The 25,743-nt window shown below is 34.5% G+C and carries 25 protein-coding genes; 9 read left to right on the top strand and 16 right to left on the bottom strand.

Annotated features, from left to right (window positions below):
- Positions 1 to 219: 219 nt before the first annotated feature.
- The 6 genes from rpsR to ACH6CY_RS12390 form a co-directional block, all read right to left on the bottom strand.
- A complete protein-coding gene (rpsR, locus tag ACH6CY_RS12415; protein WP_090851159.1) occupies positions 220 to 450 on the bottom strand; it encodes a 30S ribosomal protein S18 in 231 nt (76 codons plus the stop codon).
- 25 nt (positions 451 to 475) lie between these two features.
- Entirely contained in the window at positions 476 to 964 is a 489-nt protein-coding gene (ssb, locus tag ACH6CY_RS12410; protein ID WP_374067656.1) for a single-stranded DNA-binding protein, read from the bottom strand.
- A gap of 12 nt (positions 965 to 976) precedes the next feature.
- The gene (gene rpsF, locus ACH6CY_RS12405; protein WP_374067655.1) at positions 977 to 1,267 is read right to left on the bottom strand and encodes a 30S ribosomal protein S6; all 291 of its coding nucleotides are present in this window, start codon (positions 1,265 to 1,267) and stop codon (positions 977 to 979) included.
- Between the two features lie 170 nt (positions 1,268 to 1,437).
- Positions 1,438 to 2,538 (bottom strand): redox-regulated ATPase YchF, encoded by a 1,101-nt coding sequence (gene ychF / locus ACH6CY_RS12400; RefSeq protein WP_374067654.1) that lies wholly within the window; start codon positions 2,536 to 2,538, stop codon positions 1,438 to 1,440.
- 213 nt (positions 2,539 to 2,751) lie between these two features.
- Positions 2,752 to 2,958, bottom strand: a complete 207-nt coding sequence (locus tag ACH6CY_RS12395; RefSeq protein WP_374067653.1) for a DUF951 domain-containing protein — start codon at positions 2,956 to 2,958, stop codon at positions 2,752 to 2,754.
- 66 nt (positions 2,959 to 3,024) lie between these two features.
- Positions 3,025 to 4,038: a YkvI family membrane protein gene (locus tag ACH6CY_RS12390; protein ID WP_374067652.1), complete on the bottom strand. Its 1,014-nt coding sequence runs from the start codon at positions 4,036 to 4,038 to the stop codon at positions 3,025 to 3,027.
- 85 nt (positions 4,039 to 4,123) lie between these two features.
- On the opposite strand from ACH6CY_RS12390, the gene yyaC reads away from it, so the two are divergent.
- Entirely contained in the window at positions 4,124 to 4,723 is a 600-nt protein-coding gene (gene yyaC / locus ACH6CY_RS12385; protein ID WP_374067651.1) for a spore protease YyaC, read from the top strand.
- A 181-nt stretch (positions 4,724 to 4,904) separates the two neighbouring features.
- Here the strand turns inward: yyaC and ACH6CY_RS12380 are convergent, their stop codons facing one another.
- From ACH6CY_RS12380 to rpmH, 10 genes are all read right to left on the bottom strand, one after another.
- Positions 4,905 to 5,744, bottom strand: coding sequence for a ParB/RepB/Spo0J family partition protein (locus ACH6CY_RS12380; RefSeq protein WP_374067650.1), 840 nt, complete (start codon positions 5,742 to 5,744; stop codon positions 4,905 to 4,907).
- Positions 5,716 to 6,498, bottom strand: coding sequence for a ParA family protein (locus ACH6CY_RS12375; protein WP_374067649.1), 783 nt, complete (start codon positions 6,496 to 6,498; stop codon positions 5,716 to 5,718). The genes ACH6CY_RS12380 and ACH6CY_RS12375 overlap by 29 nt, the downstream gene beginning before the upstream one ends.
- 161 nt (positions 6,499 to 6,659) lie before the next feature.
- Positions 6,660 to 7,520, bottom strand: coding sequence for a nucleoid occlusion protein (gene noc / locus ACH6CY_RS12370; protein ID WP_374067648.1), 861 nt, complete (start codon positions 7,518 to 7,520; stop codon positions 6,660 to 6,662).
- Between the two features lie 296 nt (positions 7,521 to 7,816).
- Positions 7,817 to 8,533, bottom strand: a complete 717-nt coding sequence (gene rsmG, locus ACH6CY_RS12365; RefSeq protein WP_374067647.1) for a 16S rRNA (guanine(527)-N(7))-methyltransferase RsmG — start codon at positions 8,531 to 8,533, stop codon at positions 7,817 to 7,819.
- A gap of 26 nt (positions 8,534 to 8,559) precedes the next feature.
- Entirely contained in the window at positions 8,560 to 10,455 is a 1,896-nt protein-coding gene (gene mnmG / locus ACH6CY_RS12360) for a tRNA uridine-5-carboxymethylaminomethyl(34) synthesis enzyme MnmG (protein WP_374067646.1), read from the bottom strand.
- A gap of 45 nt (positions 10,456 to 10,500) precedes the next feature.
- Complete coding sequence (mnmE, locus tag ACH6CY_RS12355; RefSeq protein WP_374067645.1) at positions 10,501 to 11,877, bottom strand: tRNA uridine-5-carboxymethylaminomethyl(34) synthesis GTPase MnmE; 1,377 nt, start codon at positions 11,875 to 11,877, stop codon at positions 10,501 to 10,503.
- A gap of 277 nt (positions 11,878 to 12,154) precedes the next feature.
- Positions 12,155 to 12,781 (bottom strand): RNA-binding cell elongation regulator Jag/EloR, encoded by a 627-nt coding sequence (gene jag / locus ACH6CY_RS12350; RefSeq protein WP_374067644.1) that lies wholly within the window; start codon positions 12,779 to 12,781, stop codon positions 12,155 to 12,157.
- Entirely contained in the window at positions 12,778 to 13,560 is a 783-nt protein-coding gene (spoIIIJ, locus tag ACH6CY_RS12345; protein ID WP_374067643.1) for a YidC family membrane integrase SpoIIIJ, read from the bottom strand. The genes jag and spoIIIJ overlap by 4 nt, the downstream gene beginning before the upstream one ends.
- A gap of 158 nt (positions 13,561 to 13,718) precedes the next feature.
- Positions 13,719 to 14,063 (bottom strand): ribonuclease P protein component, encoded by a 345-nt coding sequence (rnpA, locus tag ACH6CY_RS12340; protein WP_374067642.1) that lies wholly within the window; start codon positions 14,061 to 14,063, stop codon positions 13,719 to 13,721.
- 167 nt (positions 14,064 to 14,230) lie between these two features.
- The gene (gene rpmH / locus ACH6CY_RS12335) at positions 14,231 to 14,365 is read right to left on the bottom strand and encodes a 50S ribosomal protein L34 (protein WP_374067641.1); all 135 of its coding nucleotides are present in this window, start codon (positions 14,363 to 14,365) and stop codon (positions 14,231 to 14,233) included.
- A gap of 651 nt (positions 14,366 to 15,016) precedes the next feature.
- Between rpmH and dnaA the strand changes: the two genes are divergently transcribed.
- The 8 genes from dnaA (at position 15,017) to nagA (ending at position 25,578) form a co-directional block, all read left to right on the top strand.
- Entirely contained in the window at positions 15,017 to 16,369 is a 1,353-nt protein-coding gene (gene dnaA, locus ACH6CY_RS12330; RefSeq protein WP_374067640.1) for a chromosomal replication initiator protein DnaA, read from the top strand.
- A gap of 208 nt (positions 16,370 to 16,577) precedes the next feature.
- The gene (dnaN, locus tag ACH6CY_RS12325) at positions 16,578 to 17,720 is read left to right on the top strand and encodes a DNA polymerase III subunit beta (RefSeq protein WP_374067639.1); all 1,143 of its coding nucleotides are present in this window, start codon (positions 16,578 to 16,580) and stop codon (positions 17,718 to 17,720) included.
- A 222-nt stretch (positions 17,721 to 17,942) separates the two neighbouring features.
- Complete coding sequence (gene yaaA / locus ACH6CY_RS12320) at positions 17,943 to 18,173, top strand: S4 domain-containing protein YaaA (RefSeq protein WP_374067638.1); 231 nt, start codon at positions 17,943 to 17,945, stop codon at positions 18,171 to 18,173.
- Between the two features lie 30 nt (positions 18,174 to 18,203).
- Positions 18,204 to 19,316, top strand: coding sequence for a DNA replication/repair protein RecF (gene recF / locus ACH6CY_RS12315; protein WP_374067637.1), 1,113 nt, complete (start codon positions 18,204 to 18,206; stop codon positions 19,314 to 19,316).
- A 54-nt stretch (positions 19,317 to 19,370) separates the two neighbouring features.
- Positions 19,371 to 19,664, top strand: coding sequence for an extracellular matrix regulator RemB (remB, locus tag ACH6CY_RS12310; RefSeq protein WP_374067636.1), 294 nt, complete (start codon positions 19,371 to 19,373; stop codon positions 19,662 to 19,664).
- A gap of 108 nt (positions 19,665 to 19,772) precedes the next feature.
- Positions 19,773 to 21,692: a DNA topoisomerase (ATP-hydrolyzing) subunit B gene (gene gyrB / locus ACH6CY_RS12305; RefSeq protein ID WP_374067658.1), complete on the top strand. Its 1,920-nt coding sequence runs from the start codon at positions 19,773 to 19,775 to the stop codon at positions 21,690 to 21,692.
- A gap of 65 nt (positions 21,693 to 21,757) precedes the next feature.
- On the top strand, positions 21,758 to 24,247 hold the full coding sequence (gene gyrA / locus ACH6CY_RS12300; protein ID WP_374067635.1) for a DNA gyrase subunit A: 2,490 nt from the start codon (positions 21,758 to 21,760) through the stop codon (positions 24,245 to 24,247).
- Positions 24,248 to 24,432: 185 nt separating this feature from the next.
- Positions 24,433 to 25,578 carry an N-acetylglucosamine-6-phosphate deacetylase gene (nagA, locus tag ACH6CY_RS12295; RefSeq protein WP_374067634.1) on the top strand — a complete coding sequence of 382 codons (1,146 nt, stop codon included), beginning with the start codon at positions 24,433 to 24,435 and terminating at the stop codon, positions 25,576 to 25,578.
- Positions 25,579 to 25,743 lie beyond the last annotated feature (165 nt).

The following is a 25,743-nucleotide window of genomic DNA, read 5'->3' as shown; positions in this document are numbered from 1 at the left end:
TCGTCTTTGATAGATATTCAAATAAAAACTATATCATCACTTAGAACATGAATTTAAAAATGACGTTCGTGAGTTTTGTCCCAGCTTCTTCCTTTAATTATATATTTGCTGAGTAAGCAGCACCATTATCTCCCATACACTATCTATGTTAGCCCCTTTTCTTCTAGATTAAAAAAGCACTATAAGGTTAGCCCCCTATAGTGCTTTTTCTTTTAAATATTAATCGTTCACGTATGGCAATAAAGCCATTTGACGTGCGCGTTTGATTGCTCTTGTTAATTTACGTTGATATTTTGCAGAAGTACCTGTTACACGACGAGGAAGAATTTTTCCACGCTCTGAAACAAATTTTCTTAGCAAATCAACATCTTTATAATCGATGTGTGTAATACCGTTCGCTGTAAAATAACACACCTTACGACGTTTTGAACGTCCACGACGAGCTGCCATCAGAAAGCCCTCCTTTAGTTAAACATTAAAATGGTAAATCATCATCTGATATATCAATTGGTTCTCCATTATTCTCAAATGGATTCTTTTCATTCGATTGATTATTATTTTGATTAAATGATTGGTTTTGGCTGTAATCAGGATTGTATCCTGCTGATCCTTGTCCACCTTTAGGTGAACCGGATCCTCCACCACCTTTTGTCTCAAGAAATTGTACAGAATCTGCAACAACTTCTGTTATATAGACGCGCTTTCCATCTTGACCTTCGAAATTTCTCGTTTGAATGCGACCGTCTACTCCGACTAAGCTCCCTTTATTCATAAAGTTTGCTAAGTTTTCAGCAGGTCGTCTCCATACGACACAGTTAATAAAATCTGCTTCTCGTTCGCCTTGTTGATTGGAAAATGGTCGATTAACGGCTAAGGTGAAATTAGCTACTGCAACACCATTTGCAGTATAGCGTAAGTCTGGATCCTTCGTTAACCTGCCGACGAGTACGACACGATTTAACATGGGAATCCCTCCTTATTTGTCGTCTTCACGAATTGCCATATGACGAATAATATCGTCAGAGAACTTCGCTAAACGATCAAATTCATTAATTGCTTTTTCGTCGCCTTTAAAATTAATCACTACATAGTAACCATCACGAAAGTCGTTGATTTCATAAGCAAGACGTTTCTTGCCTTTTTCTTCAACTTTTTCAATTTCCGCACCATTGTCAGTAAGGATACTGTTAAAACGCTCAATCAATGCTGTTTGCGCTTCTTCCTCAATGTTTGGGCGGATGATGTACATAATTTCATAGTTATTCATCCGTTTGCACCTCCTTTTGGTCTTAGCGGCCTATTTCTTTTTGAAATAAGCAAGGAGTAATAATTGTTCATTACTCACAATCAAATATTATACCAAACATTGTTGAATGACGCAAGATCAATCTCCTTACTTGTTACAAATAACCGGTTTACTTTAATAATGATCCAGGCTTACACGTTAAAACGGAAATGCATAACATCGCCGTCCTTCACCAAATAATCTTTTCCTTCTAATCGAACGTTTCCTTTTTCTTTCGCGCGACTCATTGAACCAGCTTCTAATAGATCATCGTATGATACCGTCTCAGCTCGAATAAATCCTCGTTCAAAATCAGTATGAATGATACCTGCAGCTTGTGGTGCTTTAATTCCTTTTGTAAATGTCCATGCTCGAACCTCTTGCTCACCAGCAGTAAAGTAAGTAGCTAGTCCAAGTAATTGATACGTAGCTTTTATTAGTTGATCTAAACCAGATTCAGCTATTCCTAGCTCTTCAAGGAACTCTACTTTTTCTTCCCCTTCAAGCTCTGCAATTTCTGATTCTACTTTTGCACTAATAACTATAACTTCTGCATCTTCCTGTGCTGCAAAGCCACGAACTTTTTTAACATTAGGGTTATTATTTGCTTCAAGCAGCTCATCCTCCCCAACATTCGCCACGTATAAAATCGGTTTGCTTGTTAGTAAATGTAATCCTTTTACCAGCTTTTGTTGCTCTTCTGTAAATGAAACTGAACGCGCTGGTTTTTCATCTTCAAATGCATCTTTCAATTTAGCTAATACATCAAATTCAACAACGGCTTCTTTATCTTTTTGTCTAGCCATCTTCTCTACACGTTGCATACGCTTAGTCACAGTTTCTAAATCTGCTAATATCAGCTCTAAATTAATGGTTTCAATGTCATCAATTGGATCAACTGTCCCTGATACATGCGTAATATTCTCATCTTGAAAACATCTAACGACATGACAAATTGCATCTACTTGACGAATATGCGATAAAAATTGATTTCCCAAACCTTCTCCTTTACTAGCACCTTTTACAATTCCTGCAATATCAGTAAACTCAAAAGTTGTAGGGACTGTCTTTTTCGGTTTGACTAATTCAGTTAATTTACCTAAACGTGCATCAGGCACTTCTACAATACCTACGTTTGGATCTATTGTACAAAACGGATAGTTAGCTGATTCTGCCCCCGCTTGCGTAATTGCGTTAAATAATGTTGATTTTCCGACGTTGGGCAAACCAACGATTCCTGCTGTTAATGCCATTAAAACTTTCACTCCTTAAGGATATACCGCTCATATGAACGTTTCAGTCTTTCTAATTATAGGTATAGTCGATTCGTTTGACAAGTTAATAAATAGTTAAAATACGTATGTTACAACATTATATTTTAATCTTTCCCTAAACAAAATTACGATCTTATTAATCATTTAAGTATTATTTATTAAAATTAGCACAATGTTTCACGTGAAACAAACTTATTTTTCCTCTTCTTGATCTGCTTTCACTAATACTTTTTTCAGTTTTGTTTCAAATTTTCTTCGTGGTATTAATACACTGTGACCACAGCCATCACATTTAATTCTAATATCCATACCCATACGAATAATTTTCCATCGGTTCTCACCACATGGATGGGTTTTTTTCATTTGAACTAAGTCATTCAGTCCATAGTCTTTATTCATGACACTCCCCCCTTAGCGAAGTACAAAGTATACATTAAATATAGTCTTATTCTATCATGTTCACTTTCATTTGTATCGGTTTAAAAATGGATATAATAATAAACTAGACAAAATATATAAATTTAATAATCCATATAGAGGATATAAATATTCAATTAGTGTGGCAAAACCAAATGTAGTTAAAGGAATCATACAAACAATTAAGATGAGTGCGATTAGCCACATTGGCATTTGTATAAATTCTCTTGCTCTTGAAACTAATCCAAGTGTGCCTGAAACAGCTGTAGTAAATATAGCGAACCATAATAAAATTGATATGAAAATAAACATGGTGTATGGATAATGCTTTAAGATTGCAAACAGAGGAATTTCATACACTAAAAGGTCATTGGCAATTTGCACCAAACTACTATTATATAAAAAAGAAATCGACCCTAATATTACTCCACTTCCTATACTTGAAAAAAGAGCTTCTTTCTTTGAATCGATTTGTGTACCAACTGCTCCTAACACAGCAACAAGTGGAAGGATGTTTAATGCCGTAAACGGAAAGGCTGCAACCCAATTGCTCTGTTTTTCTATATCAGCAAAAATCAATAAGTCTTGTTTCATAATAAAAGATATTAAGACACTAACCAACCCAACTATTAATAATGGTAAAATGATGCTGTTTAATGATAAAACGCCTTCTATATCCCAAATAAATACGATTACAACTGGAATCGCAATAAATACGATCCCCCACCAATATGGCAAGCGAAAGGCCTCTATTGTTACACCACTGCCAGCTAGCATAATCACAGTAGTTGTAAATAAATAAACAATGATCATTCCGTCATATAAAGGAGTAAATCGTTTCCCTACCAATTTTTTTAAAACAGGTAAGTAATCAGATGTTTTATTTTCATAACTAATCATTAGTATCGTATAACAACAAACAGTGAATAGTACGGAAAATATTATAATAGCTAGTCCACTTTCCGGTCCAAAAAATTGCCATAGTTCCCTACCAGAAGCATATCCAGCACCTATCATCGTACCAATAATTAAGAAAATCCATTTCATTCCTGATTTAAACATCACTTCACCCCTATTTTTAATCACAATGTATAGAAAAAAGTAAATACTCGTATACTATTAAAAATATGCCTTTGGAGGAGAAGCTATGAATCTTAAAACTCCTGTCTTTCAAAAAAATGAGAAACGATTTCTTTACGATGCATCTTTTGTGAAAATTAAAATTGCAGAAACATTAAAAAATTTAATTCCAAATGAACCGAAAGAATACGTTATTGTATGTATTGGTACCGATCGTTCTACTGGTGATGCATTAGGTCCATTAACAGGAAGCTTATTAAAAAAACGGAAGCATGATCATTTTTCTTTGTTTGGAACACTCGAAAAACCAGTACATGCTACAAATTTAACTAAAACACTTTCGTATATTAATCAAACATATAGCGATCCGTTTGTAATAGCAATTGATGCATGTTTAGGAAAACAATCATCTGTTGGTTCAATTATTGTAGGATCTGGTGCACTACTACCTGGCGCTGCTTTAAACAAAGATTTACCGTCTGTTGGGGATTTGTATGTACATGGCGTAGTAAATATTGGTGGATATATGGATTATATGATCTTGCAAAGCACTAGACTCCATATTGTCATGAGTATGGCGGAAGTATTAGCAGGGGCTTTACATTATTTAGACATCTATCTGACATATCCTACTGCTAACCGTACAAAAAAAGACGCGGGATTGTGAGGATGCGCTTAAAGTCGATATGACTCTTAAATGTATTTTTTTATTGAGTGGTATAATTTTTTAAATCTATTGTTTTCATCAAATATTACAGTGAGACACAATGTAATAATGTTTCACGTGAAACATTATTTGCTTCATTAATATAAAAAGCTTGGCAAATGGTTATTGCCAAGCTTAGTTGTTATTGAAATAGCTCAAGGATACGATCTAAATCATCATCTGAGAAAAACTCAATTTCTATTTTCCCCTTTTTCTTTCCTTTATGAATTTTGACTCCTGTACCTAAATGGCTACGTAGTAAATTTTCTCGTTCAGTTAGGAATACATCTTTCTTTTCTTTTGTTTTTTTCTTTTGTTGAGGTACTTTGTCATTCAACTGCGTAATTAACTGCTCAAGTTGACGAACATTTAAGTTTTCCTTTTTAATTTTGTTAACGATAGGTTGTAATTTATTTTTGTCTTTTAAACCTAATAAAGTTCGTCCGTGGCCCATGGATAATTCGCCATTGTTAATCAAAGCAGTGATTGAAGTTGGTAAACTTAATAAACGAATTAAATTTGCAATATGTGGTCGGCTTTTTCCTAATCGTTGCGCAAGTTCACCTTGAGTCATGTTAAATTCTTGCATTAAGTTAGCATAGGCTTGCGCTTCTTCAATTGGCGTTAAATCCTCGCGCTGTAGGTTTTCTAAAAGTGCCAGTTCCATCATCTTCTGATCAGTCATTTCTTTAATAATAACTGGAACCTTTTCTAACCCAGCTTCTTTCGCTGCTCGGTAACGTCGTTCACCTGCAACAATTTCATACCCTTTTATACTTTGGCGAACAATCAACGGTTGAAGAATGCCATACTCGATAATGGAGTCTTTTAATTCTTCAATGGCTTCTGCTTGAAATGTTTTTCGAGGTTGATATGGATTTGGACGACATGATTGAACCGAAACCTGTTGAATAGTCTCATCATCATCCGATTCTAATTCTGGAAAAAAGACATTAATTCCTTTCCCTAACCCTTTCGCCATTAGCGATCACTTCCTTTGCTAAATCAAGATATACTTCTGCACCTCTAGATTTCGGATCATAAACGATAATTGGTTGTCCATGGCTTGGGGCCTCTCCCAGCCTAACATTCCGTGGTATAATAGATCGATAAACTTTATCTTGAAAATATTTTTTCACTTCATCAATAACTTGTATACCTAAATTAGTCCTCGCGTCAAGCATCGTTAATAAAACACCTTCAATTGTAAGTTGCTTGTTCAGATGTTTTTGTACTAAGCGTATTGTATTTAATAATTGACTTAAACCTTCCAAAGCGTAGTACTCGCATTGCACTGGTATTAACACGCTATCAGCTGCAGTTAAAGCATTAATAGTTAGTAATCCAAGTGATGGTGGACAATCAATAATAATATAATCATATTTGTCCACTAATGGTTCAAGTGCTTTCTTTAATCTAACTTCTCTTGATATTGTAGGAACAAGTTCAATTTCTGCTCCAGCAAGCTGAATGGTTGCCGGTATTACATTTAAATTTTCTACCGTTGTAGGAACACACACCTTGTCTGCATTTAAGTCTTCCACTAATACATTATAAATACATTCATCCATGTCAGCTTTGTTAATTCCCGAACCACTTGTTGCATTTCCTTGTGGATCTATATCTACAAGCAATACTTTATGATTCATGTATGCTAAACATGCGCTTAAATTGACTGAAGATGTTGTTTTTCCTACGCCGCCTTTTTGATTTGCTACGGCGATTATTTTTCCCATGGTGTCACCTACCTAGTTCAAACTCTATTGACTATAAAATATATTCTATCATTTTTTTCTAAAATAAACACAACTTTTATAACTCTTTATCTTTTAAACATTCATAAGACAAAAGAAAATCCCAATCTTACGTACATGGAAGAAGGGACTTATCTAGTATATTATTTTTTCTTAGGTATCTTTATTGTGATTTGATAATAATCATCATAATCTTGTTCATCAGTTTCTAAATTAATTCCAGTTTCAGTCACCATATGAAGTGATTGCTTGATAGTATTCATTGCAATACGCATATCTTTATTAACACCTTTTAATGTTGGTTTCTTCTTTTTTGGTAATTGTTCGAATAATTTTTGAATCCGATCTTCTGTTTGTTTCACATTAAGATTTTTATCGATAATTTCTTGTAATATCTTTTCCTGTTTTTCAGGGTCTTTGATGCTTATAAGTGCGCGTGCATGCCTTTCAGTTATCTTTTTCTCCAAAATGGCAATTTGTACGGATTTTGGTAGCTTTAAGAGACGCATTTTATTCGCAATGGTTGATTGACTTTTTCCTAACCGTTGTGCCAAGGCTTCTTGTGTTAAGCCGTGTAATTGTAATAATCTTTCATATGCTTTAGCTTCTTCAATAACGGTAAGTTCTTCTCGTTGTAAGTTTTCTATTAATGCAACAGAAGCTGTTTCCGTATCACTCATTTCTCGAATGATTGCAGGAACGGTTTCCCAGGCTAGAAAGCTTACAGCCCGCCATCTTCTTTCACCAGCAATTAATTCAAACCCTCTTCCCTCTTCATCGGGAGTCATCTTACGTACCACAATAGGTTGAATCATACCATGCGTGTGAATCGTTTGTGCCAATTCTTCAATTTTTTCTTGATTAAAAATCGAACGCGGTTGATAACGGTTTGCGGCAATTTCTTTGACTGGAATTTGAATGACCTCGTCTGGCACGTATTCCTGTTCTGTTACTTCTTCTTCCTTGTCACCTATGCCGAATATCCGGCTAAATGGGTGTAACATTCACTAGACACCACCTTAATCTCTTTCCTATGCTACCTTATTACATCCAACAATTGGTTTCACAGGATTTTATAATGAAGTAGCTTTTGATTAAATGTTTCACGTGAAACATTTAATCATTTATTCTAAGATAAGTATTTGTAATCTTATCGACGTTATTCTGTTCTTATTCTACCATATAATCTTTTAGAATAGTAAGTTGTTCTGATAGAAATAAAAAATACATGCTAAACTCACAGATATTTTTACAAAAAATTAATCCTTTACAATAATTTCAAATAGGTGTTTTTTTATAATTATTGAATAGGTGTTTTATTTGGAACACCAGGTTTTCTTGGGAATTTCTTTGGCGTTTTTCTTTTTTTATCAAAAATGATAATATTTCGCTCCCCACTATTTTCCGGTAATTCAAATGTGTTCACTTTGTTTACTTCTCCACCCAATATTTCAATAGCTGCTTTTGCATCTGATATCTCGGAGGTCGCACTCGGTCCTTTCATAGCAATAAAATATCCGCCTGTTTTACATAATGGAAAACACAATTCACTTAACACAGATGTCCTTGCAACCGCTCGAGCCATAACTACATCAAAAGAATGTCTAAATTGTTCTTGTTTACCAAAAATCTCTGCACGGTTATGATAAAATGCCATACCATCTAGTTCTAATTCTTCTGCTAATTTGTTTAAAAAGGTAATTCGTTTTTGTAAAGAATCAACAATCGTTACCTTTAACTGTGGGAAACAAATCTTTAACGGAATACTGGGAAAACCAGCACCAGCACCTACATCACATAGGTGCAGTTCTTTTGTAAAATCAAAATAAAAAGCAGCGGTAATTGAATCGTAAAAATGCTTCAAATAAACCTCATCTTCTTGAGTAATTGCAGTTAAATTTATTTTTTGATTCCACTCTATCAATGTTTTAAAATAAATATCAAATTGTTTCTTTTGTTTATCAGATAGATCGATTCCTTGTTTTTTCAACTGATCTACAAAGGTATTTGCATTCATCACTAACAACCCTTTCTATTGCAATACTACTTTTTATCTTTATTTACTCTAGCTATATTACCTTGCTCAATATACACAAGTAGAATGGAAACGTCAGCTGGGTTTACACCTGAAATACGAGAAGCTTGTCCTACCGATAAAGGACGCACTTTTTTCAATTTTTGTTTTGCCTCTGTAGCAATCCCACCAATAGCATCATAATCCATGTTATCAGGAATGAGTTTATTTTCCATTTTTTGCATTTTACCAACTTGCTGGTTAGATTTATCAATATAACCTTGATATTTGATTTGAATTTCTACTTGCTCTTTTACATCTTCGGATAATGCGACAGATGCTTTTGTTAATCTTTCAATAAATGCATAGTTTATCTCTGGTCGTTTAAGTAACTCAACTGCTTTCGTTGGTTCTTTCAAAGGGGTAGCACCAACATCTTCCATTGATTGATTTAGTTGGTCTGATGGCTTTATTGTTTGTTTAGCTAATCGCTTTTTCTCTGTTTCTACTTGTTCTTGTTTTTTAATAAAAGTATTATAGCGTTCTTTAGAAATTAAACCTAAACGATGACCAATTTCAGTTAAGCGCATATCTGCATTATCATGCCTTAACAATAAACGATATTCTGCTCTAGATGTTAACAAACGGTATGGTTCATTTGTTCCTTTTGTTACTAAATCATCAATCAGTACGCCAATATAAGCTTGTGATCGATCAAGTATTAAGGTTTCAGTATCTAATGCTTTCGCTGCTGCATTTATTCCAGCGATTAGTCCTTGTCCAGCCGCTTCCTCGTATCCTGAAGTACCATTGATTTGACCAGCAGTAAATAATCCTGCAATATTTTTAACTTCTAATGTTGGCCATAATTGTGTTGGTACGACAGCATCATATTCAATGGCATATCCGCTACGCATAATCTCCGCTTCTTCTAATCCAGGGATGGAACGTAGCATTTCTCTTTGTACAAATTCTGGTAAAGAAGTAGATAAACCTTGAACGTAGATTTCTTCTGTATTTCTTCCTTCTGGCTCCAAGAAAATTTGATGGCGTGGTTTGTCATGAAAACGAACGACTTTATCTTCAATAGATGGACAATATCTTGGACCAGTTCCTTTGATCATTCCAGAGTACATTGCTGATAATCCTAAATTATCATCTATAATTTGGTGTGTTTTTTCGTTTGTATACGTTAACCAACAAGGAATCTGATCAACAATCGTATCGACAGTTTCGTACGAAAAATGACTAGGATTATCGTCTCCTGGTTGTATTTCTGTTTTTGAATAATCGACCGTGTGACTATTTACACGTGGTGGTGTACCTGTTTTAAAACGAACAAGCTCAAATCCTAATTCCTCTAGGTTCTCTGGTAGCTTAACAGAGACACGTTGATTGTTTGGTCCACTCTCGTATGATAAGTCACCAATAATGACTCGTCCACGCATAAATGTACCAGTAGTAATAATAACTGATTTTGCATAATAAGCTGCTTTTGTCTCTGTAATTACACCTTTACAAACACCGTCTTCTACAATTAATTTATCCACCATTCCTTGGCGAATCGTTAAATTCTCGATGTTTTCTAATTGCTCTTTCATTTCTTGAATATATAGAGGCTTGTCTGCTTGTGCACGTAATGCTCGCACAGCTGGTCCTTTTCCTGTATTTAGCATACGCATTTGAATATAGGTTTTATCAATTACTTTGCCCATTAATCCACCTAATGCATCTACTTCTCTAACAACTACTCCTTTTGCTGGGCCACCAATAGATGGATTACACGGCATAAAGGCGATCATATCTAAATTTAATGTAAGCATTAATGTTTTTGCACCACGTTTTGCACTAGCATTAGCTGCTTCTACACCTGCATGGCCTGCTCCAATCACGATTACATCAAAATTACCTGCTTCATATGTCATTGTGTTGACACTCCTTTGTAGCCTACTTCTCGCAGACAAAATTACTTATTTCCCTAAACAGAATTGTGAAAACAATTGGTCAATCAAGCTATCTTGAACGGTATCACCGATAATTTCACCAAGCAATTGCCATGCACGTGTCACATCAATCTGAACCAAATCAATAGGCATACCATCTCGCATGGCTGCCATTGCTTCATCTAATGTAGCCATTGCTTGTTTTAAAAGCTGAATGTGTCTTACATTTGACACATAGGTTAGATCATTGGATTCTATCTCTCCAGCAAAAAAAGTATCCGCAATAGCTTGCTCTAATAGATCTATTCCTTTTTCCTCGATCAATGCAGTTGTTATAATCGGATGATGATTTGCCAATTGTACTACTTTGTCTAGATCTATTTTTTGTGGTAAATCTGTTTTGTTCACTAAAACGATCACTTCCAATTCACGCACTAGTTCAAACAACTGTTTATCTTCTTCTGTTAATGGTTCATTATGATTGACAACGAATAAGATTAAATCTGATTCTTTTAGTACTTGTCTAGATCTTTCTACACCTATTTTTTCGACGATATCTTCTGTATCTCGAATACCAGCAGTGTCTACTAAACGAAGTGGTACACCTCTTATATTTACATACTCTTCTATTACATCACGAGTTGTTCCTGGGATATCGGTAACGATAGCTTTATTTTCATGTACTAATGCATTCATTAGTGATGATTTTCCCACATTCGGTCGGCCTATAATAGCAGTTGAAATACCCTCTCGCAGAATTTTACCTTGTTTAGCCATCTGTAATAATCGTTCAATTTCTTGATAGACTTGACTTGTTTTTGTGAGCATCATCTCATGTGACATCTCTTCCACATCATCATACTCAGGATAATCAATATTTACTTCTACATGAGCAACTGTTTCTATTAACTCTTGTCGTAGTTGATGAATTAATTTCGATAATTTTCCATCTAACTGTTTGATAGCTACATCCATTGCTTTATCTGTTTTAGCCCGAATCAAATCCATTACTGCCTCAGCCTGCGATAAATCGATACGGCCATTTAAAAATGCACGTTTCGTAAACTCTCCAGGCTCAGCTAAACGTGCTCCCATTTGCAACGTTAATTCTAACAGACGGTTAACTGATGCTAATCCACCGTGACAATTTATTTCTACGACATCTTCCCTCGTAAATGTTTTTGGTGCCTTCATAATACTTATCATAACTTCTTCAATAAATTGATCTGACGTAGGATCAATAATTTTTCCATAGTGAATGGTATGTGAATCAGCTTCCATTAAATCTTTTCCATGAAAAATTTGATTAGCAATTTCAACAGCTTCACGACCACTTAATCTTACAATAGCAATGGCTCCTTCACCTAATGGTGTAGATATTGCTGCAATTGTATCTTTCTCCATATCTTCACCCACTTTTTTTCTTTATCTTCTTCATTTATCATTAACTAATTTCTTTGTATTAGACACTTGTCACTAACTTACAAGAATATCATATAATTATCATACTTGAAAAGCAATTTTATCAATTGTTTATCCACATGTGCATATCGTTCTCGACAATCTATAACTGACTCCTTTTTATTTACTTTTGTTATCCACATGTTAATAACTTATTAAACATCTTTCATTACATAAAAAAAAGAGCCATCTCGGATGAGACAACTCTTTTATCATACATTTATTTTTTCAATGGTTTAATTACAACATGTCTGTGTGGATCAGCACCGTCTGAATACGTTTCAATCATTTGATTGTCTTGTAAAGCACCATGAATAATCTTACGCTCAAATGACGGCATTGGTTCTAGAGATACATGTTTGTTAATCTTTGTTGCTTTATCTGCTAAACGATAAGCAAGCTGCACTAACGTTTGTTTTCTACGCTCTCGATAACCTTCTGCATCAACAATAACCTGATGTCGTTCCTTCGCTTTTCGATTAAGCATAATTTGAACTAAGTATTGTATTGCATTCAAGGTTTGACCTCGCTTACCGATAACCATCGCCATATTCTTACCTGTTAATTCAAAATAAATGGTGTTTCCTTGAACGGTACGCTCAACACTTACTTTTTCTTCTGTAAAATTAGTAAGTATATCAACCAAATAATCTTCTGCTAATTGAATCGGATTTTCTGAAATAGAAACTTTTACAATTGCTCGTTTAGATCCAAATAATCCTAAAAAACCTTTTTTACCTTCATCAATAATTTCTACATTGACCTGGTCCTCTGTGGTGTTTAACTGCTTTAATGCTGATTGGACCGCATCTTTAACTGTTTGACCAGAAGCAGTTACTTGTCTCACTTTTTCGCTCCTCCCGCTGTAGATCCCTTATTCATCATTGGTCTACGAATAAATAGCGTTTGTAATACCATAAATATGTTACCAACTACCCAATATAGCGCAAGTGCAGATGGGAAAAAGAGTGCCATGACACCGATCATAATTGGCATCATATACAGCATCATTGTCATCTGTGGCATTGCAGCATTTTGAGTGGTATTTGTTCCAGCCATCATTAGCTTCTGTTGCAAGAAAGTTGCTCCAGCAGCTACGATCGGTAAGATATAGTATGGATCAGGCTCGCTTAATTGGAACCATAAAAAACTACCTTCATCAAGATGTGGTGTTCTCATAATCGCATGGTAAAAAGCAATTAATATTGGCATCTGTACTAATACTGGTAAACAGCCCGCCATTGGATTGACACCATTTTTTTGAAATAGTTCCATTGTCTCTTTTTGTAACTTTTGCTGTGTTTGTGCGTCTTTTGAGCTGTATTTTTCTTTAATTTTTTGTAATTCTGGCTGAATATCTTGCATTGCTTTCGAACTTCTCAATTGCTTAATATTTAGCGGTAATAAAATTAAACGAATAATTATAGTAACTACTACAATTGCTAATCCAAAACTACCACTAAAAAGCTTCGCTGCTTCTTTTATAACTACTGATAAGGGATATACAAAATAAGAATCCCAAATTCCTTCACTTTCACTTGTAATATCAGAATTAATGTCTCCGCAACCAGACAAAAACACTAATAATCCGATCAAGGTCACTAACAATAAGACCTTTTTACGCATACTCTTCCTCCTTCATACCACTTCTTACAGATATATTAATTTTATTTATAACTATTTTTCACAGTAAAACATGTTTATCATACAAAAAATTTTAAATAACGTAAATAGTTGACACTATATTGTTAAAAGTTAGAGACTCATCTATTATTTATTTCATTTTAGAAGCGTTTTAGAGATTTTGTTTTAGAAAGTACATGTATCAAGCTTTTTTTCATATGATGATAATCCATATCTTTTGTAGGAATACGTGCGATGATAACAATGTCCAAAGAAGGATCAATCTGTTGTTTTAATTCTAAAAAAGCTTGACGTAAATATCGTTTAACTCGATTACGCACCACAGCATTACCAATTTTTTTACTGACAGACAACCCAATTCGAAAATGTGTTTGTTCGTGTTTATGTAAAAAATATATAACTAACTGTCTATTAGCAAACGATTGTCCTTTCTGAAAAACATGTTGGAATTCTTCATTTTTTTTTATTCGATATGTTTTCTTCATGGAATGTTACCTCCATTATACACTAAAATCCAATCAGAACGAATCACTTATAGAAGCTTCACAAAAAATAGCACTATTTCATTACTAACTAATACGTTATTTTTTGTCAAAATCTCCATAAAGGTTGTTCTAATTGGAAAAAAGACCACTGAGATCATGTCAGTGGCCTATGCAGACAATACTTTTCTTCCTTTTTTACGACGGCGAGCAATTACGTTTCTTCCATTTGCTGTGCTCATACGAGAACGGAAACCGTGCACTTTTTTACGTTTACGTGTATTTGGTTGAAATGTGCGTTTCATTTATAGAACACCTCCCTGAGGAATTGACTTTCTATATCATTAAAAAGATAGCCTAACACATTATACGGAATATAGATACCTTCTGTCAACAAAAACCCTAATTTTTAGCTCTAATACATATGAAAGAAAACACTTCTTATACATTCTCTTGAAAAAGTACTTGTCCTACAATAATAGTTGCTTTTTTTCATTATCCACAACTACTGTGAATCCTTTTGCACATACTTTATCCTATCCACAACATTTATCTACAAATTACGCACAAAATATAGTGTTGTGGATAGCTTTTGTCTACAAGGTGTAGTTAATGTGGATAAGTGTCGAAATCCCCTTGCTATATTAGCATTTATTTGGTATTATATTAATGTTTTAACATGTGGAAAAGAAGAAAGAAACAATCACTATCCACAGACTGTGGATAACGTGTGGACATTTGTACACACACTTGTTTATTCTTCTATTCACAAGCTAGTGGATAATTCGAGAAACTTACTTAAACTCTGATCTTCTCTATCCTTAACTATCCACAACGATGGAAAACTTATATGCCTTTCGATTCCCCTATTAATAGGATTACGAGAGGCTTTTTACTTCTTCATTCACTATATTCACTTAGTAAATAAAATATGCTTAGAAAGGAGTGAATGTTAAATGGAAAACATTGAAGATTTATGGACTAGTACCCTTGCTAAAATAAAAGAAAAAGTTAGTAAACCTAGCTATGACACTTGGTTAAAAAACACAAGTGCTAATAATATCACAGAAGATACCATCATTATATCTGCTCCTAATGAGTTTGCCCGTGATTGGCTTGAAAGTAGATATACCTCTTTAATATCTGATGCATTATTTGAAGTAACTGGAGCAAAATTAAAAACAAAATTTGTTATTCCTGAAACGGAGCATTTACAGGAAGACAAATCACATGAAGCAAAAAAAATACCAACTATTAGAACAAGTGACAACAATCAATTACCGAAAACAATGTTAAATGATAAATACACTTTTAATACTTTTGTTATTGGATCTGGTAATCGTTTTGCACATGCTGCTTCATTAGCAGTAGCTGAAGCTCCAGCAAAAGCATACAATCCATTATTTATCTATGGTGGTGTAGGACTAGGTAAAACACACTTAATGCATGCTATTGGACACTATGTGCTTGACCATAATCCAGATGCAAAAGTAGTCTATTTAACTTCTGAAAAATTCACTAATGAGTTTATCAATTCCATTCGTGATAACAAAGCTGAGAATTTTAGAAATAAATATCGAAGCATTGATGTTTTATTAATTGATGATATTCAATTTTTAGCAGGTAAAGAACAAACACAAGAGGAATTTTTCCATACATTTAATACATTACATGAAGAGAGTAAACAAATTATTATATCTAGTGATCGACCTCCTAAAGAGATTCCAACCCTTGAAGATCGCTTACGATCAAGATTTGAGTGGGGGTTAATTACAGATATAACACCACCAGATTTAGAAACCCGTATTGCTATCTTGCGTAAAAAAGCAAAAGCAGAAGGATTAGATATCCCTAATGAAGTAATGCTCTACATTGCCAATCAAATTGATACAAATATAAGGGAATTAGAGGGAGCATTAATTCGTGTCGTTGCATATTCCTCTTTAATAAACAAAGATATTGATGCCTCACTAGCAGCTGAAGCACTTAAAGATATTATTCCAAGTTCTAGACCTAGAGTGATTACGATTGCTACCATACAAGAGGTCATTTCTGAAAAATATCAAATAAAATTAGAAGAATTTGCTGCCAAAAAAAGAACCAAATCAATTGCTTTTCCAAGGCAAATTGCAATGTATTTATCAAGAGAGTTAACGGATTTCTCTTTACCTAAAATAGGTGAAGAGTTTGGTGGAAGAGATCATACAACAGTTTTACATGCTCATGAAAAAATTTCGAAAATGTTAAGTGAAGATGATCTACTAAATCGAGATATAGAAGAAATTAAAGAACGATTGAAATCAATGTAAATCATTTTCTACAAAAAAGGCATTTGTACACATGTGAATAACGTGGATAATCGTTTCATGCTTATTAACACCTTATCCACAAATGTTTAAATAAGCTTTTCTTGTTTTTATTTCAGTTATCCACATACTCACATGCCCTATTACTATTACTACGAATTTTATTAATAATAATTAATATATATAACTTCCACATAGGAGGATTTCATTTATGCGTTTTATTATTCAGCGTGATCAATTGATTGACAGTATTCAACACGTAATGAAAGCAATCTCATCTCGTGTTACGATTCCTATCTTAACTGGAATTAAGATAGAAGCATCGTCAGAAGGAATTAAATTAACAGGAAGTGATTCGGATATATCTATCGAATCTTTTATCCCTAAAGAAGAAAATGGGATGATTCATGCAGAAGAAATAACAGAAGGAAGTGTCGTCGTTCAAGCAAAATACTTTCCTGATATTATTCGGAAACTTCCACTTAAAGCAGTAGAAATTGTAGCTGATACGAATTTTCAAGTTACAATAAAATCAGGAGGAGCTGAATTTCATCTCAATGGCCAAGATGCCACTGAATATCCTCAATTGCCTGTTCTACATACAGATAATTGTATTACTTTAAAAAATGCAGTATTAAAGGATTTAATTAAACAAACTGTATTTGCTGTATCTACAGTTGAGACAAGACCAATCCTTACTGGTGTTAATATGAAATTAGAAGAAGGCTCTTTAAATTTTGTCGCAACAGATAGCCATCGACTTGCTTCTAGAAAACTACCGATAGAATTAGAAAAGAAACAGTTTGATTTTAATAATGTCGTTATACCAGGGAAAAGTTTATCTGAACTAAATAAAATTATTGAAGACAATGAAGATACGATTACAATTAGCGTGACAGAAAACCAAATTTTATTCCAAACAAAGCATTTGTATTTTCTATCCCGTTTATTAGATGGGAACTACCCTGAAACATCAAGGCTTATTCCTGATCAAAGTAAAACAGTTATCTATGCAAAAACAAAGGAATTATTACAGGCAATCGATCGTGCATCATTATTAGCTAAAGAAAATCGTAATAATGTTGTTAAGCTTCAAACGAAAGAAAACCATCAATTAGAAATTACAAGTAATACACCTGAAGTTGGAGAAGTAGTAGAAGAACTGTCTACAGATGGCATTGAAGGTGATGAACTTAAGATTTCTTTTAGTGCAAAATATGTGATTGACGCATTAAGAATTATTGAAGAAGAGAAAGTCAAAATTGAATTCACAGGAGCTATGCGCCCATTTATTATACGACCAATGGAGAACCAACACATTCTTCAATTAATTTTGCCAGTCCGTACGTATTGATTTTATAATAAAAAAATACTTATACATCATGACGTATAAGTATAAAAAAGGGATTGTTTATAAACAATCCCTTTTCCGTTTGCTACATCATTCCTGCAAAACTTTGCTTATCTTAAAATATCTAGTAAAATAGAAGGAAGACCTTAAATAGACCGGTGTGATTAAACAAAATATAGAGATTAGTTGTTATCTGTCTCTTTCCGACTAGGAGGATACTTAAATATGGATGCAGAAAAAATAGGTATAACAACGGACTATATACCGCTTGGACAATTTCTTAAGCTTGCTAATATCATTGAATCAGGTGGAATGGCAAAACTATTTTTAGCGGATTATAATGTTTTTGTTAATAATGAACAAGATCAACGCAGAGGAAGGAAATTATATCCGGGTGATCGAGTTGATATTCCTAATGTAGGATCGTTTGAAGTTTACATGGAAGAATCAATGTAAGTACTGGGCTCACTTAGAAAGGGAATTATTATGTATATTCAAGGGTTATCGCTTACCAATTATCGGAATTATCAAGATTTAGCTGTATCGTTTGATGATAAAGTAAATGTGATTATTGGTGAAAATGCTCAAGGGAAAACCAATTTAATGGAAGCTATTTATGTACTAGCTTTTTCCAAATCATATCGAACGCCGCGTGATAAAGAACTTATTCAATGGAATCAAAACTATGCTAAAATAGAAGGGAAAGTATATAAACGAAAACAAAGCTTTCCTCTTGAAATACAATTATCGAGTAAGGGAAAAAAAGCAAAAGTAAATCACCTAGAGCAACGCCGACTTAGTGATTACATAGGTGCTTTGAATGTAGTCATGTTTGCACCTGAAGACTTGAATTTGGTTAAGGGTAGCCCGCAAATTAGAAGACGTTTTATTGATATGGAAATTGGTCAAATCCAGCCAGTTTATATTTATCATTTAGGTCAATTTCAAAAAATTCTTAGGCAACGTAATCACTTATTAAAGGATATTCAACGTAGAAAAACGAAAGATCGTACGATGCTAGAAGTTTTGACAGAGCAATTAATTGAGCATGCTAGTTTTATTATTGAAAAGCGATTTTTGTTCTTGGATCTTTTGCGCAAATGGGCAAAACCTATTCATAAGGGGATAAGTCAGGAAAAAGAAAATCTCGAAATTAACTACTTAGCTACAATAGATGTATCAGAAGTAGAAGATAGGGAGAAAATAAAAACAAAGTATACTACTAGTTTTCATAACATGATAGAGAAGGAAATAGATAGAGGGAGTACATTAATCGGTCCCCATCGAGATGATTTGTCTTTTTATGTAAACGATAAAGATGTACAGACATTTGGTTCGCAAGGTCAACAACGTACAACTGCATTATCATTAAAACTAGCAGAAATTGACTTGATAAAAAGTGAAATAGGTGAATATCCTATTCTTTTATTAGATGATGTTCTAAGTGAATTGGATCAATACCGACAGTCACATTTATTACATACGATTCAAGGCAAAGTACAAACTTTTGTATCTACAACAAGTGTTAGTGATATTCAGCATGATACGATTAATCAGGCTGAACTTTTTCATGTGGAAAATGGTGTGATTCATACGTAATACATGTACTACCAATTGTTCAACTAATTTCACATAAAGAATAGGGGGATCAACATGTTTATTCATATTGGAGGAGATGACATTATTGAATCGAAAGATGTGATTGCTATGATTGATTACCAGTATATTTCTTCTTCAACAATTAATGAGAAAATGGTAAAAAACCAGCAAAAAGCCAACAATGTCTCAACACTTGATGGAGAAGAAACGAAATCAATCGTTATTACAAATGATCATATTTACTATAGCCCCTTATCTGTTTTAACGCTAAAAAAGCGAGCTAGCATGATTGCTACAATTAGTAAATTAGATGATTATAGTAATGATGACATGTTTGAAGAGACCTAACGGAATCATATGATTTTGTTACACAATACATGACGTTTTCATGTGAAAAAAATAAGGAAAGCAGTAACGATTACTTTCCAAATAAAAGTGTGGGTGAAAGAATTGACAATGGAAGAAAAAGTATCAACACAGCAAGCATATGATGAAAATCAAATACAAGTATTAGAAGGCTTAGAAGCAGTTCGAAAAAGACCAGGTATGTATATTGGCTCTACGAATGAAAAAGGATTACATCATTTAGTTTGGGAGATTGTAGATAACAGTATCGATGAGGCTCTTGCCGGCTATTGTGATCATATTCAAGTGATCATTGAAAAAGATGATAGTATAACCGTAATGGATAATGGTCGAGGAATTCCGGTAGGGACACACGAAAAAACGGGTCGACCAGCTGTTGAAGTAATTATGACTGTACTTCACGCTGGGGGTAAATTTGGTGGTGGCGGTTATAAAGTTTCTGGTGGGCTTCATGGTGTTGGGGCATCAGTTGTTAACGCACTTTCTACATCGTTAGAGGTATATGTTCATCGTGATGGGAAAATTCACTTTTTGAGTTTTAAACGTGGGGCTCTTGCTGAAGAGTTACAAGTAATTGGTGAGACAGAAATAACAGGAACACGGGTTCATTTCACCCCTGATCCTACTATCTTTGATGAATTGATTACGTATAGTTATGATGTTTTATCCCAACGATTACGTGAACTAGCTTTTTTAAATAAGGGCTTAACGATATCAATTGAGGATAAACGTGAAGAGGATAAGAAAGAAGCATTTTACTATGAAGGTGGTATTCGCTCATATGTTGAGCATTTGAATCGATCTCGTGAAGTACTCCATGAACCATTTTTTGCTGAAAAAGAAGATTCTGGTATTAATGTTGAAGTTGCTTTGCAGTATAACGATGGCTTTGCTAGTAATATATACTCTTTTGCGAACAATATTCATACTTATGAAGGTGGTACACACGAATCTGGTTTTAAAACTGGGCTAACTCGTGTCATTAATGATTATGCTCGTAAAAACAATTTATTTAAAGAAAATGACCCTAATTTAACAGGTGATGATGTTCGTGAAGGGTTAACAGCGATTATCTCGATTAAACATCCTGATCCGCAATTTGAGGGACAAACAAAGACGAAACTAGGGAATAGTGAAGCACGAACGATTACTGATTCAACTTTTAGTGAATTATTTTCTAAATTTTTATTTGAAAACCCAGATACAGCTAGAATTGTTGTAGAAAAAGGTTTAATGGCTTCTCGTGCAAGGATGGCAGCAAAGAAAGCACGAGAATTAACGAGACGCAAGGGTGCTTTAGAAATATCTAATTTGCCTGGTAAACTTGCAGACTGCTCCACCCGTGATGCTTCGAAAAGTGAACTGTATATCGTTGAGGGTGATTCTGCTGGCGGTTCAGCAAAGCAAGGGCGTGATCGTCATTTTCAAGCTATTTTACCATTACGAGGAAAAATTCTTAACGTAGAAAAGGCAAGATTAGATAAAATCTTATCTAATAATGAAATTCGTATGATTATTACTGCATTAGGAACTGGTATTGGGGAAGATTTCGATATTGAAAAAGCTCGTTATCACAAAGTAATTATTATGACCGATGCAGATGTTGACGGTGCACATATTCGAACACTGTTATTAACCTTTTTCTATCGCTATATGCGCCCGTTAATTGATTATGGATATATTTATATTGCTCAGCCGCCACTTTATAAGGTACAACAAGGAAAGGCTGCTTATTACGCTTATAATGAAAAAGAAATGGAGCGTATTGTTGGAGAATTACCAAAACAACCAAAGCCAGGCTTACAACGTTACAAAGGTCTCGGGGAAATGAATGCTACACAATTATGGGAAACGACGATGGATCCAGATAACCGAACATTGCTTCAAGTAAATCTAGAAGATGCGATTGAAGCGGATCAAGTTTTTGATATGTTAATGGGTGATAAAGTAGAGCCACGTCGTAACTTTATTCAAGATAATGCGGTTTATGTAAAGAATTTGGATGTATAAGTAAAACAGTAAAATGTGTATGAAGTGAAAGTAAGTTTGTCCTCAGTAGGATAGGAGGTAGTCATATGGTGGATAATAGACGTCCACAGGTGCAAGAAATAAATATTGGGAAAGAGATGCGTACATCTTTTTTAGATTACGCAATGAGTGTTATTGTTTCAAGAGCTTTACCAGATGTAAGGGATGGATTGAAGCCTGTCCATCGCAGAATTCTTTATGCGATGAATGATCTTGGGATGCACGCCGATAAAGCGTATAAGAAATCTGCACGTATCGTCGGTGATGTAATTGGTAAGTATCATCCACACGGTGATTCAGCGGTTTATGAAGCAATGGTAAGGATGGCGCAGGACTTCAGCTTTCGTTACATGCTTGTTGATGGTCACGGAAACTTCGGGTCAGTAGATGGGGACCCAGCAGCTGCTATGCGTTATACAGAAGCACGTATGTCAAAAATATCGATGGAAATTCTACGTGACATCAACAAAGATACGATTGATTATATGGATAATTATGATGGATCAGAACGAGAACCAAAAGTGTTACCATCTCGTTTTCCGAATTTATTAGTTAATGGTGCATCAGGTATTGCTGTTGGAATGGCAACTAATATTCCTCCACATCAGTTAGGAGAAACAATTGATGCGGTATTAGCGGTAAGTAAAAATCCTGATATAACAATTGATGAATTAATGGAATCCTATATTTATGGTCCGGATTTTCCTACTGGCGGATTAATTTTAGGCCGAAGTGGTATTCGAAAAGCATTTGAAACAGGTAAAGGATCGATTACGATTCGTGCAAAAGCAGAAATTGAAGAGAAACCGAATGGTAAAGCTACGATTATTGTTTCTGAGTTACCATATCAAGTGAATAAAGCGAAACTTGTTGAAAAAATTGCTGAGCTTGCGCGTGATAAAAAAATTGACGGTATCACTGATTTGCGAGATGAATCAGATCGAAATGGAATGCGTATAGTTATTGAATTGCGACGAGACGCAAATGCGAATGTTTTATTAAATAATTTATATAAGCAAACGGCCTTACAAACCTCTTTCGGTATTAATATGCTTGCTTTAGTAGATGGACAACCAAAGGTATTAAATTTAAAGCAAGCACTATCACATTATTTAGAGCATCAGAAAGAGATTATTAAGCGACGTACGGCATATGAACTCCGTAAAGCAGAGGCACGTGCTCATATTTTGGAAGGTCTTCGTATTGCATTAGATCATATTGATGCAATCATTGCACTTATTCGTCAATCAAAAACAGCAGATATTGCAAGAACCGGCTTAATGGAGAACTATGAATTATCAGAGAAACAAGCACAAGCCATTTTAGATATGCGCTTGCAACGTTTAACTGGCCTTGAGCGTGAGAAAATTGAAGAAGAATATCAAGAATTGTTAAAGCTAATCAATGAATTAAAAGCCGTCTTAGCCGATGAAGAGAAAGTGCTTGAAATCATTCGTGAGGAATTGCTTGAGATTAAAGAAAAATTTAACGATACACGTCGTACAGAAATTATTATAGGTGGTACAGACTTTTTTGAGGATGAAGATCTTATCCCAGAAGAAAATATTGTTATCACATTAACACATCAAGGGTATATCAAGCGACTACCTTCTTCTACTTATCGTGTGCAACGTAGAGGTGGGCGCGGTGTACAAGGAATGGATACAAATGAAGATGATTTTGTTGAACATTTGGTTTCCACTTCTACACATGATACGGTGCTTTTCTTTAGTAACAAAGGGAAAGTATATCGAGCAAAAGGATATGAGATTCCAGAATTTAGTCGAACAGCAAAAGGAATACCAATTATTAATTTACTAGAGATTGATAAAGATGAATGGATTAATGCAGTAATTACTGTTCATGAATTTGATTCTGACTGGTATCTTTTCTTTACTACGAAACAAGGTATTTCAAAACGGACATCGTTATCCCAATTTGCCAATATTCGCAGAGGTGGTTTAATTGCTTTAAACTTGCGTGAAGAAGATGAGTTGATTTCTGTTCGTTTAACAGATGGATCGAAGCATATTATGATTGGAACGAGAAAAGGCTCATTAATTCGTTTTGAAGAAGATCAAATACGTTCTATGGGCCGAACAGCAGCAGGTGTTAAAGGAATATCTTTACGAGGAAATGATGAAGTTGTTTCGATGGAAATTATTGAGGATGGATTGCAAGTGCTGAACGTTACCGAAAATGGTTATGGTAAACAAACACCAGCAGTAGATTATCGTATTACTAATCGAGGTGGTAAAGGTATTGCCACATGTAATATAACAGAAAAGACTGGTGAGGTAGTTGCTATTAAAGCAGTAAATGGTGCAGAGGATATTATGATTATAACAGCAGCAGGTGTATTAATCCGTATGCCAGTAGAAGGAATATCACAGACTGGAAGAAATACACAGGGCGTTCGACTCATTCGTCTTCAAGAAGATCAAAAAGTTGCAACTGTTGCACGAATTGAAACAGAGGACGAGATGGATCAGATTGAAGATACTGAAGAGATAATCCAAGAATCGACGGAAGACTAATTAGTTATTACGATTATTTAAATATAAGAAAGTAGATTACGTATTTCATTTGGAGTTGTCTTCTGGCAGCTCCATTCCTTTTAAAAGAACATAAGAGTCAAAAACAAAAGGTATTTAACCAGTTTTATATGTTATAAAAAGTCTAAGCATTTACAAAATAAAAGTAAATGGGGAGTGACAAAGGAATGAATCGAAAGTTAATTGTTAATGCAAGAGTCATAACATCAAAGGAAATCACCCAACCATCAACTGTTTGGATTAAAAATGGACAGATTCAACAAATAGACTTAAAAAATAAATCAATTGAAAATAAAGACTATGAAATTATTGATGCAGAGAACAATCTATTAATACCTGGGATGGTAGATCTACACATTCATGGTGCAAATGGGTACGATATGATGGATGGAACAGAGCAAAGTATTTTAGAAGTGTCACGTGTCTGTGCATTAACTGGCTGTACATCTTTTCTTGCGACTACTGTCACTTCTTCAATGGATGACTTAATGACAATGATCAGAAATGTAAAGAAAGTAATAGGTAAAGAATCAGGAGCTAGGATTGCAGGGATTCATTTGGAAGGTCCTTACCTCAACGTGAAACGAAAGGGGATGCAAAATGAAGCGTATTTAAGACATCCAAATATAGAAGAGATGAAAGAAATTTTGCATGAAGCAGGGGATTTGATTAAAATGGTTACTATCGCTCCTGAACTACCTGGTGCTCTAGAAATGGTTCGTTTTTTAAACGATCAATCCATTATTGTTGCTATTGCTCATTCAGATGCTACATATGAAGAAGCGAAGCAGGCGTTTGCCATCGGAGCTAGCCACGTTACTCATTGTTTTAATGGAATGCGACCTATTCATCATCGAGATCCTGGACTAGTTATTGCTGCTTTTGAAGAGTCGCATGTCAGCTTACAAGCAATTGTAGACAATGTTCATTTACATCCAGCCATTGTACGACTTATGCATCAAGTAAAAGGGCCAAAAGGGGTTGCTCTTATTACTGATGCGTTACAGGCAATGAATTTAGGTGATGGTACCTATATGTTTGGTGGACAAAAGGTGACAGTAACTGATAATGTCGCCAGACTAGCAGATGGTACGTTAGCCTCTAGTACGGTTACTATGAATGAAGCTTTACGTAAAACAGTAGAAAATGAAATCCCTATGATCGATGCTGTACATATGGCAGCAACAACACCAGCAGCTATAATTGGATTACAAAATAAAGGGGAAATTAAACCAGAAAAAGAGGCAGATTTGGTTTTAATCGATACTGATTTTCAAATTAAGTGGACGATGATTCATGGTGAAATCGTTTAATTGAAAGTTTATATTAAATGTAATCAACAAAAATGAATGAAGCATTTTTTAAAAACAATTAGCTAGCGCTACTGCTATCCTGAATTTGAATCGATTTGTACAGATACTTATAAGCATCTAGTTGCCATGTAACATTAGTGAAAACTAAGAGACTCAGTTTCTAGT

Source organism: Paraliobacillus sp. JSM ZJ581 (assembly GCF_044383835.1).
Taxonomy (GTDB): domain Bacteria; phylum Bacillota; class Bacilli; order Bacillales; family Amphibacillaceae; genus Paraliobacillus.
Note: the sequence above shows the minus strand (reverse complement) of the source record. Positions and strands in the feature narration are given on the sequence as shown.